15 protein-coding genes are annotated in these 15,474 nt (G+C 69.6%); 4 read left to right on the top strand and 11 right to left on the bottom strand.

What is annotated here, in order from left to right:
• The first annotated feature begins 112 nt into the window (after positions 1–112).
• Both HMH01_RS14960 and cueR read left to right on the top strand, forming a co-directional pair.
• On the top strand, positions 113–2,623 hold the full coding sequence (locus HMH01_RS14960) for a heavy metal translocating P-type ATPase (protein ID WP_171326559.1): 2,511 nt from the start codon (positions 113–115) through the stop codon (positions 2,621–2,623).
• 20 nt (positions 2,624–2,643) lie between these two features.
• Positions 2,644–3,042: a Cu(I)-responsive transcriptional regulator gene (cueR, locus tag HMH01_RS14955; protein ID WP_171326558.1), complete on the top strand. Its 399-nt coding sequence runs from the start codon at positions 2,644–2,646 to the stop codon at positions 3,040–3,042.
• Here the strand turns inward: cueR and HMH01_RS14950 are convergent.
• The 3 genes from HMH01_RS14950 to HMH01_RS14940 form a co-directional block, all read right to left on the bottom strand.
• Positions 3,039–3,458 (bottom strand): c-type cytochrome, encoded by a 420-nt coding sequence (locus HMH01_RS14950; RefSeq protein WP_171326557.1) that lies wholly within the window; start codon positions 3,456–3,458, stop codon positions 3,039–3,041. The genes cueR and HMH01_RS14950 overlap by 4 nt on opposite strands.
• 112 nt (positions 3,459–3,570) lie before the next feature.
• Positions 3,571–4,941, bottom strand: coding sequence for an NCS1 family transporter (locus HMH01_RS14945; RefSeq protein WP_246237415.1), 1,371 nt, complete (start codon positions 4,939–4,941; stop codon positions 3,571–3,573).
• Between the two features lie 24 nt (positions 4,942–4,965).
• Positions 4,966–5,664 (bottom strand): aspartate/glutamate racemase family protein, encoded by a 699-nt coding sequence (locus tag HMH01_RS14940; RefSeq protein ID WP_171326556.1) that lies wholly within the window; start codon positions 5,662–5,664, stop codon positions 4,966–4,968.
• Positions 5,665–5,796: 132 nt separating this feature from the next.
• Between HMH01_RS14940 and HMH01_RS14935 the strand changes: the two genes are divergently transcribed.
• Positions 5,797–6,474 carry a GntR family transcriptional regulator gene (locus HMH01_RS14935; protein ID WP_171326555.1) on the top strand — a complete coding sequence of 226 codons (678 nt, stop codon included), beginning with the start codon at positions 5,797–5,799 and terminating at the stop codon, positions 6,472–6,474.
• Between the two features lie 4 nt (positions 6,475–6,478).
• Here the strand turns inward: HMH01_RS14935 and HMH01_RS14930 are convergent, their stop codons facing one another.
• The 4 genes from HMH01_RS14930 to HMH01_RS14915 form a co-directional block, all read right to left on the bottom strand.
• A complete protein-coding gene (locus HMH01_RS14930) occupies positions 6,479–7,504 on the bottom strand; it encodes an Ldh family oxidoreductase (protein WP_171326554.1) in 1,026 nt (341 codons plus the stop codon).
• Between the two features lie 111 nt (positions 7,505–7,615).
• The gene (locus HMH01_RS14925; protein WP_171326553.1) at positions 7,616–8,422 is read right to left on the bottom strand and encodes an ABC transporter substrate-binding protein; all 807 of its coding nucleotides are present in this window, start codon (positions 8,420–8,422) and stop codon (positions 7,616–7,618) included.
• Positions 8,423–8,437: 15 nt separating this feature from the next.
• Positions 8,438–9,091 (bottom strand): ATP-binding cassette domain-containing protein, encoded by a 654-nt coding sequence (locus HMH01_RS14920; RefSeq protein ID WP_246237414.1) that lies wholly within the window; start codon positions 9,089–9,091, stop codon positions 8,438–8,440.
• An 80-nt stretch (positions 9,092–9,171) separates the two neighbouring features.
• Entirely contained in the window at positions 9,172–9,876 is a 705-nt protein-coding gene (locus HMH01_RS14915; protein WP_171326551.1) for an ABC transporter permease, read from the bottom strand.
• A gap of 81 nt (positions 9,877–9,957) precedes the next feature.
• Between HMH01_RS14915 and HMH01_RS14910 the strand changes: the two genes are divergently transcribed.
• Entirely contained in the window at positions 9,958–10,848 is an 891-nt protein-coding gene (locus HMH01_RS14910) for a helix-turn-helix transcriptional regulator (protein WP_171326550.1), read from the top strand.
• Positions 10,849–10,854: 6 nt separating this feature from the next.
• Here the strand turns inward: HMH01_RS14910 and HMH01_RS14905 are convergent, their stop codons facing one another.
• The 4 genes from HMH01_RS14905 to HMH01_RS14890 are packed head-to-tail and all read right to left on the bottom strand — an operon-like array spanning position 10,855 to position 15,380.
• Positions 10,855–12,441: a gamma-glutamyltransferase family protein gene (locus HMH01_RS14905; protein WP_171326549.1), complete on the bottom strand. Its 1,587-nt coding sequence runs from the start codon at positions 12,439–12,441 to the stop codon at positions 10,855–10,857.
• Position 12,442: 1 nt separating this feature from the next.
• Positions 12,443–13,768 carry a TRAP transporter large permease gene (locus HMH01_RS14900; RefSeq protein ID WP_171326548.1) on the bottom strand — a complete coding sequence of 442 codons (1,326 nt, stop codon included), beginning with the start codon at positions 13,766–13,768 and terminating at the stop codon, positions 12,443–12,445.
• Between the two features lie 9 nt (positions 13,769–13,777).
• The gene (locus tag HMH01_RS14895) at positions 13,778–14,290 is read right to left on the bottom strand and encodes a TRAP transporter small permease subunit (protein WP_171326547.1); all 513 of its coding nucleotides are present in this window, start codon (positions 14,288–14,290) and stop codon (positions 13,778–13,780) included.
• 1 nt (position 14,291) lies between these two features.
• Entirely contained in the window at positions 14,292–15,380 is a 1,089-nt protein-coding gene (locus tag HMH01_RS14890) for a TRAP transporter substrate-binding protein (RefSeq protein WP_171326546.1), read from the bottom strand.
• Positions 15,381–15,474 lie beyond the last annotated feature (94 nt).

The raw sequence follows: 15,474 nt of genomic DNA, 5'->3' as shown, positions 1-15,474 counted from the left end.
TGCAACACGTCACATTGGCCGCCAGCGGAAAAATCCTGTTGCCCCCCTTGACCTTCCAGTGACTGGAAGCCCCATCTCCCGGAAAATGGACAACGAACGAAAGGAGCCTGCCATGTCAGCGGGCAGCGAACGCATCCTCCGCCTGCGCGTGACCGGCATGACCTGCGCCTCCTGCGTGGGCCGGGTCGAGCGTGCACTCTCCTCCCTGCCGGGCGTCAGCCGCGCCGAGGTGAACCTCGCAACCGAGAGTGCACGCATTGCCGGAACCCCCGACATTGCCGCGGTGCTCGAACGCCTTGCCGAGACGGGCTATCCCGCCGCCGAAGAGGAAACCGCGCTCAGCGTGACCGGCATGACCTGCGCCTCCTGCGTGGGCCGTGTCGAGCGGGCGCTCAGGGCGGTGCCCGGTGTCACCGCCGCCTCCGTCAACCTTGCGACCGAAACCGCCACCATCCGCCACGCCGCCGTCCCGGACCTGCCTGCCCGCCTGATCGTCGCCATCGCCGAGGCGGGCTACCAGGCGGAACCCCGCGGCGGCCGTACCGAGGACGCCCGCGCCGAGGAGAAGTCGCGCGAGATCGCCGATCTCGGCCGCCAGACCCTGATCGCGGGCGCGCTGACCCTGCCGGTCTTCGTGCTGGAAATGGGCAGCCACCTGATCCCCGCCATGCACGACCTGGTCATGACCCGCATCGGCATGTGGCAGTCCTGGGTGCTGCAATTCGTGCTGACCACGCTGGTGCTGGCCGGTCCGGGCCGGCGCTTCTACCGGCTCGGCCTGCCCGCCCTTGCGAAACGCGCGCCCGACATGAACAGCCTCGTCGCGGTGGGCACCCTGGCCGCCTGGGGCTTTTCCGTCGTCTCGACCTTTGCGCCCGGGCTTCTGCCGCCGGGCAGCGCCGCCGTCTATTACGAGGCGGCGGCGGTGATCGTCACGCTGATCCTGCTCGGCCGCTTCCTCGAGGCGCGCGCCAAGGGCCGCACCGGCGCCGCCATCGCGCGGCTGGTGGGGCTTCAGCCCCGCACCGCGCGGGTGGAACGCGACGGCGCCGTCTCGGACATCGCGATCGAGTCGATCCGCCAGGGCGACATCGTCCATGTCCGCCCCGGAGAGCGCATCCCCGTCGATGGCGCCGTCATCCGGGGCGACAGCTTCGTGGACGAGTCCATGATCACCGGCGAACCCGTCCCCGTGGAAAAGGCCGAGGGCGCCGAGGTGACAGGCGGGACCGTCAACGGCACCGGCGCGCTGGTGTTCCGCGCGACCCGCGTGGGCCGCGACACCATGCTCGCCCAGATCATCCGCATGGTGCAGGACGCGCAGGGCGCGAAGCTGCCCATACAGGGGCTGGTGGACCGCATCACGCTCTACTTCGTGCCGGCTGTGATGGCCGCGGCGCTGCTCACCCTCGTCGTCTGGCTGGCCATCGGCCCAGAGCCGCGCCTCTCGCACGCGCTGGTGGCGGCGGTCGCGGTCCTCATCATCGCCTGTCCCTGCGCCATGGGGCTGGCCACGCCCACCTCGATCATGGTGGGCACGGGACGCGCCGCCGACATGGGGGTGCTGTTCCGCAAGGGCGACGCGCTCCAGTCCCTGCACGAGGTGGGCGTGATCGCCCTCGACAAGACCGGCACCCTGACCGAAGGCCGCCCCGAACTGGTGGCGCTCGACCTCGCCCCCGGCCAGGACGAGGAAACCGTGCTGCGCCTTGTCGCGGCGGTCGAGGCGGCTTCGGAACACCCCGTCGCCGCCGCCATCGAACGCGCCGCGCGCGGCCGCGGTCTGGACCTGCCGCAGGCCACCGGCTTCCGGTCGCACACCGGCTTCGGCGTCTCGGCAACGGTCGAGGGCCGGGCGATCCTGATCGGGGCCGAGCGGCTGATGACCCGCGAGGGCGTCACCCTCGGCGCGCTTTCGGAACAGGCCACGGCGCGGGCGCGCAAGGGGCAGACGGTGCTTTTCGCCGCCATCGACGGGAAGGCCGCAGCCCTGATCGCCGTGGCCGATCGCCTCAAGCCCTCCACCCCCGAGGCGATTGCCGCGCTGAAACGCATGGGCCTGCGCGTCGCCATGATCACCGGCGACGGCCGCGCCACCGCCGACGCCATCGCGGCCGAGCTTGGCCTCGACCAGGTGGTGGCCGAGGTGCTGCCCGACGGCAAGGTGGCGGCCCTGCACGACCTGCGCGCGGGCGGCGCCCGGCTGGCTTATGTCGGCGACGGCATCAACGACGCGCCGGCGCTGGCCGCGGCGGATGTCGGCATCGCCATCGGCACCGGCACCGATGTCGCCATCGAAAGCGCCGACGTGGTGCTGATGTCGGGCGACCTGCGCGGCGTCGTGAACGCGCTGGAAGTCAGCCGCCGCACGATCCGCAACATCCGGGAAAACCTGTTCTGGGCCTTTGCCTACAACGTCGCCCTGATCCCGGTCGCGGCGGGCGTGCTCTACCCGGTCACGGGGCTGCTGCTGTCGCCGGTTCTGGCGGCGGGCGCCATGGCGATGTCGAGCGTGTTCGTGCTGTCGAACGCGCTGCGCCTGCGGCGGATCAGGCCGCTCATGGCCGAGTTGCCCCGCCCGGGTGGCGGTGGCGGGCAGACGCGCCTCGCGCCGGCGGAATGAAGATGGAGAGGGGACTTGCCATGAACATCGGGGATGCGGCCGAAGCGTCCGGCGTGCCGGCCAAGACGATCCGCTATTACGAGGATATCGGCCTGATCCGGCCCGCCCGCGACACCAACGGCTACCGCGCCTTCCGGCAATCGGACGTGCACAAGCTGGCCTTTCTGGGCCGGGCGCGGGCGCTGGGCTTCAGCATCGAGGAGTGCCGCGCGCTGCTCGGTCTCTACGAGGATGAAAGCCGCGCCAGCGAGGACGTGAAGAAACTCGCCCAGGCGCATCTGGCCCGGATCGACGCCAAGATCAGGGAACTGCAATCCATGCGCGCCACGCTTGGCACGCTGGTCGCCGGTTGCGCCGGCGATCACCGGCCCGACTGCCCGATCCTTGCCGACCTGGCGCGGGACGCGGCGCAGTCCTAGTTTCCGGCCTCTGCCGCCGTGCGCGCCTCCTGCACGCGGCGGATCGCCTCCGGCCAGCTTTCCTTGATGTGGTCCAGGATGGCCACGATCTCGTCCTGGCCCAGCACCTCGCCGAAGCCGGGCATGCCGGATGCGAATGCGACGCCCATGTCGTCCAGCACCGCCTGCCCGCCGCGGGTGATGTAGTCGATCAGCATTCCGTCGCCGTGGTGCCAGGTGTGGCCGCTCGCGTCATGGGGCGGCGCGGGAAAGCGCCCGTCGGGGCCGCGGCTCTGCCAGTCCGGCTGCCCCTCCAGCGACGCGCCATGGCAGGCGGCGCAATGCTCCATGTAAAGCGCCGCGCCATCCTGCGCCGCGCCCGTGCCTGCCGCCAGCATCAGCGCCGCGGCGGTCAGTCCGGGGATCATCGGTTTCATGCGCCCGATCATGCCCTGATGCCCGCGATCCCGAAACGCGCCCCTGCGCCGCAGCCCCCCGAATGCCAAGGGGCCCCGCAAGGGGGCCCCGGCCGTCGTTTCCCTGGCTGCCTCAGCCCATGAAGCGCCGCGCCGCCGGCAGGTGCCGCATCAGAAGCCAGTAGGTCAGCCCCGCCGGGATCAGGCTTGCATACCACGACACCCCCGAAAAGGTCAGCGCCGCCACGACGCCCACCGCCATCGCGATCAGCGCCGCGGGGTTGAACCCGGAATACGCCCCGGTCTCGTCGTACAGCTTGTCCAGGTCCAGCGTCTGCCGGCGCAGGACGTAGTAATCCACCACCAGGATCGCGAAGATCGGCCCGAGAAAGGCGCTGTAGGTCTGGATGAACAGGCTCAGGCCTGCGGCGGACTCGTCCTTGACCAGTTCCCACGGGAAGGTGGCGAAGGCCAGCAGCCCCACGATCACCGCCGATGTGCGGAAACTCAGCTTGAAGGTGTCCATCAGCGCATAGGCGGGCGGCACCACGTTGTTCAGGATGTTCGTCGTCACCTGCGCGAAGGCGATGAACAGCAGCGTGATGACCAGCAGCGGCTTGTTGTCCACCGCGCTCGAGAAGACCTTGATCGGATCGACCTCGCCGGTGGCGCCCGACACCATCAGCCCGATAAGCCCCATGAACAGCGTCGCGGGCAGGATCGAGTTGGCATAGATCGCCACCTGCCGCACGCGCCCGACCTCGTGGCGCAACTCGCGGGAATAATCCGACACGTTCAGCATCATCGTGGAATAGATGCCCAGGAACAGCATGGTCGCCCCCCAGAACGGCGCGCCCCAGGTGCCCTCGACATTGATCAGGTTGGTGCTGATCTCGTCGCCGTATTTGCCGATCACGCTGAAGAACATGTAGACCAGCGCGCCCACGATGAAGACGGCGCCGATGTTCTCCAGCCACTTGATGCCGTGGAAGCCCAGCACCGACAGCAGGATCTGCAACGCCTGGAAGCCGATGAAGAACACGATCATGTTGTCATAGCCGAACAGCGTCGCCGAGACCAGGTTCAGCGCCCCCGCCCCGATCCAGCTCTGGAAGCCGTACCACACGATCGCCGGGACCGAGCGCACCAGCGCCGGGATCCGCGCGCCGCCGAAGCCGAAGGCGGACCGCGCCTGCACCATGAAGGGGATGCCGTACTTGTGCCCGGCCGCGCCGTTGATCATCAGCGCGACCCCGATCACCGTGCAGCCGATTGCGATGGCCACCACCACCTGGAGCAGGTTCAGCGTGCCCACCAGGCCAGAGCCGATGGTAAAGGTCCCGATGGACACGCAGCCGCCCAGCCAGGCGAACAGATAGGACCACTGGTCCATGATCCGCGTCTCCTGCGGGGCGAGCGATTCCTCGCCCAGCCCCTTCTCCAGCACCGTCTCGGGCGCATGATGGTCCATTGCCGCCAATTCGTAGTTGTCGGTCGTTGTCATTTCTTCCTCCCTGGTTCGGTTATCCTACTTCGGATTGGGCGCCGCATAGGCGCCGATCTTGCTGGTCTTCAGGCCCGCGCCGACCAGCGCCTCGACGAATTTCGTGGCCGTGGTCACGCCGTCGATCACCGGCACGCCGGTTTCCTCGCTCAGCCAGCGGGCCAGGTCCGACATGCCCGCGCAGCCCAGCACCACCGCCTCGCAGCGGTCCTCCTCGACGGCGCGCAGGATCTCGTCGCGCACCAGGAAGCGCGCGTTCGAGCCGGGCTCCTCCAGCGCCAGCACCGGGATCGCGGCTGACCGCACCCGGCGGCACTGGTGCGACAGCCCGTAGCGGCGGACCATTTCCTCGATGATGGGGACCGACCGGGGCAGGGTGGTCACCACCGTGAAGGACGTGGCGATCATGCTCGCCGCCTTCACCGCCGCCTCGCAGATGCCGATGACCGGCCCGGTGGCAAGCTCGCGGCAGGCGCCGATGCCCGGATCGTCGAAACAGGCGACCACGATGCCGTCCACGCCAGCCGCCTCGGCCTCGCGCACCTGTGCCAGCAACGCGGGCACCGCCATCGCCTCGTCGTGATGCCCCTCGATCGAGGCGGGCGCGCCGATCCCGGTGCGCGCCTCGATCGTGACGCCCGACGCTGCGGCGGCCCGGGCGGCGACGGCGATCTTCCGGGTCATGCTTTCCGTCGCGTTGGGGTTGATGACGGCGATCTTCATGGCCTGGGCCTCCACTGTGTTGTCACTTAATGTTGCCCAAGATTGTTACCAATTTTAAACCGCAAAGCAAGTTTGCAAATTCTGCATGGCTTTCCTGTTGCGGAAATGGGGCCCGCCGACTAACGCTCGGGCATGACCCAGTTGCCCGAAACCGTGATCGTGGACAGCATCCTCGACGCCATCGCCGACCAGCGGCTGAAGGCCGGGACCAAGCTGGGCGAACAGGCGCTAAGCGACTTGTTTTCCTGCAATCGCGCCCAGGTGCGCCGGGCGCTGGCGACGCTGACCGCGCATCACGTCGTGGACCACCAGCCCAACCGCGGCGCCTTTGTCGCGACCCCCACCGCGAAAGAGGCGCGCGACGTGTTCCAGGCCCGCCGCACGGTCGAGGCGACCATTGCGCGCAACGCAGTCCTGAACGCGACCGAGGACGATATCGCCGCCCTCAGGGCCCATGTCGCGGCCGAGCGCGCGCTGCCCGGGGGCGACAGCCGCCCCGAGGCGATTCGCGCCTCCCGCGCCTTTCACCTGATGCTGGCGCGCCTCGGCGGCAATTCGGTGCTGGAACAGTACCTGTCCGACCTGACCCTGCGCAGCTCGCTGATCCTGGGGCTCTACGCGCGGGCCAAGGCCTCGCTCTGCGCCGATGACGAACACGCGCGCATCGTCGATGCCATCGCCGCGCGCGACGCCAAGACCGCCGCCCACCTGGTCGAGGAACACCTGCGCCACATAGAGCAGGGCATCGAGTTCACCGACACCCCGCCGCAGACCGGACTTCTGTCGGGGATCCTGCGCCCCGGCGCCTGACCCCTCAGCCCGCCATCTGCCGCAGGGTCGCCAGCAGATCCTCGGGCAGCGCCACGCCATTCGCCCGCGCGGCATGGAAATGCCGCATCTCCCGCTCGCCCGGCACCATCACGGGATGGTCGGGGTCCACCGGCGGGCTTGCATGCAGGATATCGGCGAAATCCCCCATCCGCGTCGCAAGATCCGCGCGCGGCATCAGCCGGGCGGTGTCGATCAGCACGAAGGCATGGCCCAGGTTCTGCGCCGCCTCCGGCTCGTCCACCCAGGATTTCACATGGGTCAGATACGCGGCCCCCGACAGAAGCCCGGTCAGCATGTCCACGCACAGCGACAGTCCGTAGCCCTTGTAGCCGCCGAGCGGCAGCAGGAACCCCTTCAGCGCCGCGTTGGGATCGGTGGTGGGCCGCCCGCCCGCATCCGTGGCCCATCCCTCGGGGATCGGCTTGCCGGCCCTGGCGGCGTCCCGGATCTTGGCCCGCGCCGCCACCGACATCGCCATGTCCAGGATGATCGGATCGCCGTCCGGGTTGGGAAAGCCGAAGCCCATCGGGTTGTTGCCCAGCCGCGCATCGCTGCCGCCCGACGGCGCGATGGTCGTGGACGCATTGGACGCGATCAGCGACGCGAACCCCTCCTGCGCCGCAAGCCAGGCATAGGGGGCGATGGGCCCGAAATGGTTGGACCCGGCGACCAGCGCCATGCCGATCCCCGCCTCGCGCGCGGCCGCCATCGCCTCGCGCAGGCCCAGCATCCCCAGCGCGGGGCCCAGCCCGTTGTTGCCCCGGATGCGCCGGATCGCGGGGGCCAGCGCCTCGACCGCGAATTCCGCCTGCGGGTCGATGCCGCCCGATTTCAGCCGCGCGCCATAGGACAGCAGCCGCGACAGCCCATGCGTGTGCAGCCGCATCATGTCGGCCATCGCCAGCACCTGCGCGCAATCCGCCGCCGGTCCCTCCGGCACGCCGCAACCTTGCAGCACGGCGCGCGCCAGCGCCTCCAGTTCCCCCTGATGCAGCCTCTCGCCCGTCATGGCCCGCCTCCCCTTGCCCAGCCTTTTGGCCGAAGCGTTACAGCGGATCGTCGCGGCGGGAAAGCGCCGGATGCCAAACCCCGGCACAAGGCCCGGGTCCGGCGCTGCCCCCTACCGCGCGTTCGGGAAGAACAGCTGCTCCCCGTTCAGCTGGAAGCCCGCGATCGCCGCCTGGCCCTCGTCCGAGATCAGCCAGTCGATGAAGGCCTGCCCGGCCTTGGCCTTCACATGCGGGTGCTTCTCCGGGTTGACCAGGATCACGCCATAGGGGTTGAACAGGGCCGGGTCGCCCTCGAACCCGATCGCCAGGCCGCCCCGGTTCTCGAAGCTGATCCAGGTGCCGCGGTCGGTCAGCGCATAGGCCGGAACCTGCGCCGCGGTGTTCAGCGTGGCCCCCATGCCCGACCCGGTTTCCAGGTACCAGTCGCCCGCCGGGTCGATCCCGGCCGCGGCCCACAGCGCCATTTCGGCCACATGCGTGCCGCTGTCATCCCCGCGCGAGGCGAACGACGCGCCCGCCCCGGCGATGGCCGCCATGGCGGCGGCCGCGCTGTCCGCGCCGCGGATGCCCGCGGGGTCCGCGGCTGGCCCCACGATGACGAAGTCGTTGTACATCACCTCGATGCGCGCCACGCCATGGCCCTCGGCCACGAACTGCTCCTCGGCGGCACGGGCATGGACGAACACCACGTCCACATCGCCGCGCCGGGCCGTCTCCAGCGCCTGCCCGGTGCCCTGCGCCACCACGCGCACCGCGATCCCCGTCGCCTTCTGGAACATCGGCAGGATATGCCCGAACAGCCCCGAATTCTCTGTCGAGGTGGTCGAGGCCAGGGTTATGAACTCCTGCGCCGCCGCCGGCAGGCCGGTCAGCGCCACCGCAAGTCCTAAGGCGGCGGAACGGATCGCATTGCGCATGTCAGTCCTCGCGTTTCACCAGATCAGGTCGCCCGCAAGAAAGGCGCGGGCCTCGGCGCTTTCGGGGCGCGCGAAAAAGGCATCGGCCGGGGTGCTTTCCAGCAGCCGCCCGCGATGCAGGAACGCCACGTCCCGGGCCAGCCTGCGGGCCTGGCCCAGGTCATGCGTGCTCATGACGATGGTGATGCCGTCGGCGGCGAAGCTTTCGATCATCTCCTCGATGCGCCGCGTGGCCGACGGGTCCAGCGACGAGGACGGCTCGTCCAGGAACAGCACCTCCGGGCGCATCGTCCAGGCCCGCGCCAGCGCCAGCCGCTGCTGCTCGCCCCCCGACAGCAGCCGCGCGGGCCGGTCGGCCATCTCGCCCAGCCCGAACCGCTCCAGCGCCGCCGCGACCCGCGCCGCGCGTTCGGCGCGCGGCAGCCCCGCCAGCACCAGCGGATAGTCCAGGTTCGCCGCCACGCTCCGGCGCAGCATGACGGGGCGTTGCAGCACCATCGCCTGCGCCTGCGGTCGCGCCTCGCCGCTGGCCCACAGGATGCGGCCCGTGGTCGGCGCGATCAGCCCGTGGCAAAGCCGCAGGAACATGCTTTTCCCAGCCCCGTTCGGGCCCATCACGACCAGCGTGCGGCCGGGTCTGACGGTCAGCGAGATGTCCGAAAGTGCCATACGCGTGCCATACGCGAGACATACGTTTTCCAGACGCAGCGGAAGCACGGATTTCCTGGCCATGATCCCCCGCTCCGGCCTCATCCCAGCCGCCCCCGCGCCCATTGTCCCAGGCCCCAGGCGGCCGTGTTCAACCCCAGCGTCAGCGCCATCAGGATGATCCCCAGCGCCACCGCCAGACCAAGATTCCCGCGGCTCGTCTCCAGCGTGATCGCGGTGGTCATGGTCCGGGTATGCCCCGCGATGTTGCCCCCCACGATCAGCACCGCCCCCACCTCGGCACTGGCCCGCCCGAAGCCCGCCAGCACCCCGGTCAGCAGGCTCACCCGCCCGTCCCACAAGAGCGTCGGCACCGCCCGCAGCCGCGACGCGCCCAGCGAGCGAAGCTGCTCGCGGTACTCGGTCCACAGGTCCTCCACGACCGAACGGGTCAGGGCAACGACGATGGGCAGGATCAGGATGGTCTGGGCGATCACCATGGCGGTGGGCGTGAACAGCAGCGCCAGGCCGCCGAACGGCCCCGAGCGCGACAGCGCCAGGTAGACCACCAGCCCCGCCACAACCGGCGGCAGGCCCATCAGCGCGTTGAAAAGGACGATCACCGCCCCGCGCCCGGGAAACCGCCCCAGCGCAAGCGCCGCGCCCAGCGGCAGGCCGATGAGGCAGGCCAGGACGACCGCGGTCAGGGTGACGCGCAGCGACAGCGCGATGATCCCCATCAGGGTCGCATCGCCCGAAGCGATCAATTCGAACGCCGTGCCGAAGGGCCCGTCCAACTGGCGCATCCCTCTCCAGATACCACTGGATAAGAAACAGATTTCAGCATAGGGTTCAAATGCTTAAGTTTTGCAGGAAAATGCAGGATTATGCGCATTCCGCAGGATGCCGCGACGCTGATGACAACCGCCGAGGTCGCCGATTACCTTCGGGTGAAGGAACGCACCATCTACGAGATGGTCTCGCGCCAGCAGATCCCCTTCAGCCGGGCGACCGGAAAGCTGCTGTTTCCGCGCCGGCTGGTGGATGCCTGGCTCGAGGCGCAGACCGAACTGCCCGCGACCGGGATCGCGCCCCCGCCGCCGATCTATGCCGGGTCCAGCGATCCGCTTCTGGAATGGGCGCTGCGCCAGTCTGGCGCGGGGCTGGCGGTGTTGACCCATGGCTCGACCCACGGGCTTGAGGAACTGGCCGCGGGCCGCGCGTTGCTTGCCGGCTGCCATCTGCCCGAGGGCGGGGGCAGCTACAATCTCGGGCCGGTGCGCCGCCACCTGCCGGGGCCGGATATCGTGGTGATCCACTGGGCGCGCCGCACCCAGGGGCTGCTGACCGCGCCCGGCAATCCGCTGGCGATCACGGGCCTTGCCGACGTGGCCGCGCGCGGCTTGCGCTTTGCCGCGCGCACGCCGGGGGCGGGGTCGCAGCGGCTGCTCGACCTGCTGCTGGCGCAGGAGGGGCTTACGGCAGAGAACCTGACCACCGCCCCGCGCATCGCCGAGAGCCAGGCCGACCTGGCCGCCATGATCGAGATGGGCGAGGCGGATTGCGGCCTTGGCCTGCGTGCCGCCGCGGGCGCGCTTGGCTTCCTGCCGCTGGTGGCGGACGAATGCTTCGACCTGGTCCTGCGCCGCCGGGACTATTTCGGCCCGGCGGTGCAGGCGCTGCTGGCCTTTGCCCGCAGCGACGCCTTGCGCGCCCGCGCAGCCCATCTGGGCGGCTACGACATCACCGCCCTCGGCGAGGTGCGGTTCAACGCCTGACGACGCTCAGAAGGCCAGCGCCGCCCCGTCGGCGCGCGGGTCGCTTGCCGCCTCGATCAGCCCGTTCGGGTGCAGCGAGACGGCCCCCGCATGGCCCGCAAGGTCCGAGAAGGGGGCGATCATCTCGACATCGTGGCCGGCGTCGCGCAGCGCCGCGACCAGGGCCGGGTCGAAGCGGTCCTCCAGTTTCAGCGTGGTCGTGGCATCGCCCCAGGTCTTGCCCAGAAGCCAGCGCGGCGCGGTCACCGCCGCCTGAAGATCCTGGCCGTAGAGCACATGGCGCGTGAACACCGCCGCCTGGGTCTGCGGCTGCCCCTCGCCGCCCATGGTGCCATAGGCCAGCACCCGCCCGTCTGACAGATGCGCCAGCGCCGGGTTCAGCGTGTGGAAGGGGCGGGCATGGGGGCGCAGCCGGTTCGGCCCGTCCCCCAGCGTGAACCCCGCGCCGCGGTTCTGGAAGAAGACGCCGGTATCCGTGCAGGTAAGCCCTGAGCCGAACTCCCAGAACACCGACTGGATGAAACTGACCACGCAGCCGTTCGCATCCGCCGCGCCCATCCAGATCGTGTCGCCCGGCGTCGGCTCATGGGGCCAGGGTAGGGCGCGGGCGCGGTCGATCCGCGCGGCCAGCGGGTCGAGCGCTTCATCGCGCAGCCAGTCCTGCGCCGGGGTCGCCATGTGGTCCGGGTCGCCCAGTTCCGCGTTGCGGCGAAGAAAGGCCTGCTTGGTCGCCTCGATCAGCCCGTGCAGGTGGTCGAAGCCCTCGCCCTCGGTCACGCCCAGCCGGTCATAGAGCGCGAGGATCATCAGCGAGGCGACGCCCTGCGTTGGTGGGGTCATGTTGGAGAGCTGCCCCGCACGGGTTCCCACGCTCAGCGGCGTCACGATCTCTGCCCCGAAGCGGTGGAAATCGTCCAGCCTGAGCGGGCTGCCCTGCGACTCGAGGAAATCCGCATGGACCGCGGCCAGCTCGCCCCGGTAGTAATCGTCGAGACCGGCTTCGGCGAGCCGCGAGAGCGTCCGGGCCAGCGCCTCCTGCCGCAACAGGTGGCCGGGCGCGGGTGGCTGGCCGTGCACGAGGAACGCCTCGTCGAAACCCGGCACGCCCTTCAGCGTGGCAAGCTTGTCGCGCGTGGTGGCCGACTGGTTGCCGGTCACGGCGACGCCGTCGCGGGCAAGCGCAATGGCCGGCGCCAGCAGGTCGCGCAGCGGCAGGCGGCGTGCCTCGGGCACCAGGCTCAGCGCCCTGGCCCAGCCGTCGATGGTGCCGGGAACGGTCAGCGCCGCCAGCGCGCCGCGGGCCGGGATCGCGTCCTCGTGGCCGCGTTCGGCATACCATTCGGGCGTGGCAAGCCCCGCCGCGCGGCCGCAGCCGGAAACGCCCACGGGCGCCTGACCGGGGCGGTGGATCAGCCAGAAGCCGTCGCCCCCGATGCCGTTCATGTGCGGATAGGCGACCGCGATGGCGGCGGCGGCGGCGACCATCGCCTCGATCGCGGTGCCGCCCGCGTTCAGGATGTCGCGCCCGGCAAGGGCTGCGGCGCGGTGCGGCGCGCTTGTCGCGCCGCGATAGCCAAGGGCCGAAGTCAGCATTCTACCATCCGATCGCTTCGGGCAGCCAGGTGGCAAGCCCGGGGAACAGGAACACCAGCGCGAGGGCCACGAACTGGAGCCCGATGAAAGGGATCGCCCCCTTGTAGATGTCAAGCGTGGTCACCTCCTTCGGGGCGACGCCCTTGAGGAAGAACAGCGACCAGCCGAAGGGCGGCGTCAGGAAACTGGTCTGAAGGTTCACGCAGATCAGCACGCCCAGCCAGACCAGGTCCACCCCGGCATTCGCGAAGAACGGCAGGAACAGGGGCAGGGCGATGTAGGTGATCTCGATCCATTCCAGGAAGAAGCCCAGCACGAAGACCAGCAGCATCATGAACAGAAGCGCGCCGTTCACGCCGCCCGGCACCCACTCGAACATCCGCTCGACCAGGTGCTCGCCGCCAAGGCCGCGGAAGGCGAGGCCGAAGACCTGCGCCATGATGAGGATGAAGAACACCATCGCCGAGATGAGCAGCGTCGAGCGCGCCACCTGCCAGAGCAGGTCGCGGGTCAGCCGGCCCGACAGCGCGACGAACACCAGCGCGCCAAGCGCGCCCATGGACGCCGCCTCGGTCGGGGCGGCGATGCCGCCGATGATCGATCCCAGCACCGCAAAGACCAGGCCCACCGGCGGACCCAGCACGACGACCACCTTGCGCAGCAGCACGCGCGTGGGCAGGGCCGCGCGTTCCTCGGCCGGGATCGGCGGCATCAGCGCCGGGCGCCAGGCCGCGACGGCAAGGATGGCGAGGATGTAGACACCGGCAAGCGCCAGCCCCGGGACCATGGCCGCGGCGAACATGGTGCCGACGGACTCGCCCAGGATCTCGGCCAGCAGGATCAGCACCAGGCTGGGCGGGATGATCTGGCCCAGCGTGCCGCTGGCGCAGATCATCCCGGTTGCAAGGAACTTCGGATAGCCCCGGCGCAAGAGCGGCGGCAGGGTCAGCAGCCCCAGCGTCACGATGGTGGCGCCGACGATGCCGGTGGCCGCCCCCAGCAGCACGCCCACCAGGATGATCGCGACCCCCATGCCGCCCGCGATGCGCCCGAAGAGATGGCCCACCACGTCGATGAGTTCCTCGGCCAGTCGGGATTTTTCCAGCATCACGCCCATGAAGACGAAAAGCGGGATGGCAAGGAAGGTGTAGTTCGTGACCACGCCATAGATGCGCGAGGGCAGCAGGTTGAACAGCGCCGGACCGAAGCCCGCATAGCCGAACACGAAGGCCGAGGCGGCGATGGCCACCGCCACCGGCAGGCCGATCAGCAGCAGCGTGAACAGCACGGCGATCATGCCGATCGCCAGCATTTCATTGGGTGACATGATCTGTCCCTAGCGGATGTCAGGGCGCGGCAGGTTCAGCCCGTGCCGCAGCGCATGTGCCAGCCCCTGAAGGGCCAGAAGAACGAAGCCCAGCGGGATCAGCGCCTTGAGCGCCCAGCGCCAGGGCAGGCCGCCCGGATTCGGGGACGCCTCGCCGCGGACCCAGGCCATTTCGACCCAGGGCAGCGAAAGCTTCGTGGCGTAAAGGCCGATCACCAGCAGAAGCAGCCCGCCCGCGACCTCGATGATGCGGCAGAGCCAGGGCGGGAAGCGTTCGTAGAAGACGTCCACCCGGACCTGTTCGCCGCAGTAAAGCGCGTAGGACATCCCGAACAGCGCGATGGGCGAGATCAGGTGCCAGTGCAGTTCCTGAAGCCAGACCGCCCCGGCGCGAAAGACGTAGCGCACCACCACGTCGCCCGCGACGAGGAAGACGAGAGCCACGCAGCTCGCCGCGGCGATCCAGCCGAAAAGCCGGACCGCCGCCTCGACCCCGTGCACGAAGCGGGAAATCGCCTGCATGTCAGAGCTGCAGGACGTTCTTGATCCAGGGCGCTTCCGAGATGCCGGCCCAGCGATCATGCTGCGCCTTGAAGGCCATGTAGCTGTCATGGACCTTGCGCACCATCGGATCGGCGTTGGCGGCCGTTTCCAGCGTGTCCAGCGTCGCCTCGCGCAGGGTGTCGACCACGGCGTCGGGCAGCACGGCGGCGGTCACGCCCTGGTTCTCGACCAGGTCGACCAGCGCCTCGCCGTTGACGGCCTCGGACCAGGTCATGCTTTCAAGGCAGGCGGCCATGCAGGCGGTGCGGACGATCGCCTGAAGATCGGCGGGCAGCCCGTCCCAGGCCGCCCTGGAGATCAGCAGCTCGCCGGTGGTCGAAGGCTCGTGCCAGCCGGTGGTGTGGTAGAAACTGGCCGCGTTCTGCAGGCCCAGGCGGCGGTCCTGGTAGGGGCCGACGAATTCGGCCGCGTCGATCACGCCCCGTTCCAGCGCGGGGAATATCTCGCCGCCCGGCAGTAGGCGCACATCGACGCCCAGCGTGGCATAGACCTGCCCGGCAAGGCCGGGAATGCGCATGCGCAGGCCCTGGAACTGGCTCAGATCCTCGATCGGTTCGCGGAACCAGCCGGTCATCTGGACGCCGGTGTTGTTCATCGGAAAGGCGACCAGTCCGAAGGGCTCGTAGACTTCCTGCCACAGATCCCATCCGCCGCCGTGGTAGAGCCAGGCCATGTGGCCCTGGAAGCTCATGCCGAAGGGCACGGTGGTGAAATACTGTGCGGCGAAGGTGGTGCCGGACCAGAAATAGCTGTTCGAGGCGTTCATCTCGATCACGCCCTGCTGGACCGCGTCGAAGCCCTCGAAGGCGGGGATGAGTTCACCGGCGGCGAAATGCTGGATGCTCAGCCTTCCGCCCGACATGGCGTCGATCTTGGCGATGATGTCGGTCGGGCTGCCCGGCCCCTCGACGTAGAAGGGCGAGCCGGGGCCGTAGGAGTTGGTCATGCGCCAGGCGAAGCTGTCCTGCGCGCGGGCCATGCGCGGTGCGGCCAGCGGGGCCGCGGCAGCGGCGGCGGCGGTTCCGGTGAGAAACTTGCGGCGTTCCATGTGACTTCCTTTCCTGCCTGGGGCGCGGTTCAGGGATGTCGGCCGATCCCCCCAGTCACATGCGGCCCGACGCAGCTTGGCTTAGGGCTCGATG

Origin of the sequence: Halovulum dunhuangense (assembly GCF_013093415.1) — a bacterium.
Classification (GTDB): domain Bacteria; phylum Pseudomonadota; class Alphaproteobacteria; order Rhodobacterales; family Rhodobacteraceae; genus Halovulum; species Halovulum dunhuangense.
The sequence above is the reverse complement of the archived record's forward strand: the minus strand, read 5'-3'. Positions and strand labels throughout refer to the sequence as shown.

Bases quoted from the DNA above. Each gene is read 5' to 3' on its own strand.
- HMH01_RS14910 (WP_171326550.1), top strand. From the start codon at position 9,958: ATGCGCATTCCGCAGGATGCCGCGACGCTGATGACAACCGCCGAGGTC.
- HMH01_RS14890 (WP_171326546.1), bottom strand. From the start codon at position 15,380: ATGGAACGCCGCAAGTTTCTCACCGGAACCGCCGCCGCCGCTGCCGCG.
- HMH01_RS14960 (WP_171326559.1), top strand. From the start codon at position 113: ATGTCAGCGGGCAGCGAACGCATCCTCCGCCTGCGCGTGACCGGCATG.
- HMH01_RS14950 (WP_171326557.1), bottom strand. From the start codon at position 3,458: ATGAAACCGATGATCCCCGGACTGACCGCCGCGGCGCTGATGCTGGCG.
- HMH01_RS14940 (WP_171326556.1), bottom strand. From the start codon at position 5,664: ATGAAGATCGCCGTCATCAACCCCAACGCGACGGAAAGCATGACCCGG.
- HMH01_RS14925 (WP_171326553.1), bottom strand. From the start codon at position 8,422: ATGCGCAATGCGATCCGTTCCGCCGCCTTAGGACTTGCGGTGGCGCTG.
- HMH01_RS14930 (WP_171326554.1), bottom strand. From the start codon at position 7,504: ATGACGGGCGAGAGGCTGCATCAGGGGGAACTGGAGGCGCTGGCGCGC.
- HMH01_RS14935 (WP_171326555.1), top strand. From the start codon at position 5,797: ATGACCCAGTTGCCCGAAACCGTGATCGTGGACAGCATCCTCGACGCC.
- HMH01_RS14945 (WP_246237415.1), bottom strand. From the start codon at position 4,941: ATGACAACGACCGACAACTACGAATTGGCGGCAATGGACCATCATGCG.
- HMH01_RS14915 (WP_171326551.1), bottom strand. From the start codon at position 9,876: ATGCGCCAGTTGGACGGGCCCTTCGGCACGGCGTTCGAATTGATCGCT.
- HMH01_RS14905 (WP_171326549.1), bottom strand. From the start codon at position 12,441: ATGCTGACTTCGGCCCTTGGCTATCGCGGCGCGACAAGCGCGCCGCAC.
- HMH01_RS14895 (WP_171326547.1), bottom strand. From the start codon at position 14,290: ATGCAGGCGATTTCCCGCTTCGTGCACGGGGTCGAGGCGGCGGTCCGG.
- cueR (WP_171326558.1), top strand. From the start codon at position 2,644: ATGAACATCGGGGATGCGGCCGAAGCGTCCGGCGTGCCGGCCAAGACG.
- HMH01_RS14920 (WP_246237414.1), bottom strand. From the start codon at position 9,091: ATGGCACTTTCGGACATCTCGCTGACCGTCAGACCCGGCCGCACGCTG.
- HMH01_RS14900 (WP_171326548.1), bottom strand. From the start codon at position 13,768: ATGTCACCCAATGAAATGCTGGCGATCGGCATGATCGCCGTGCTGTTC.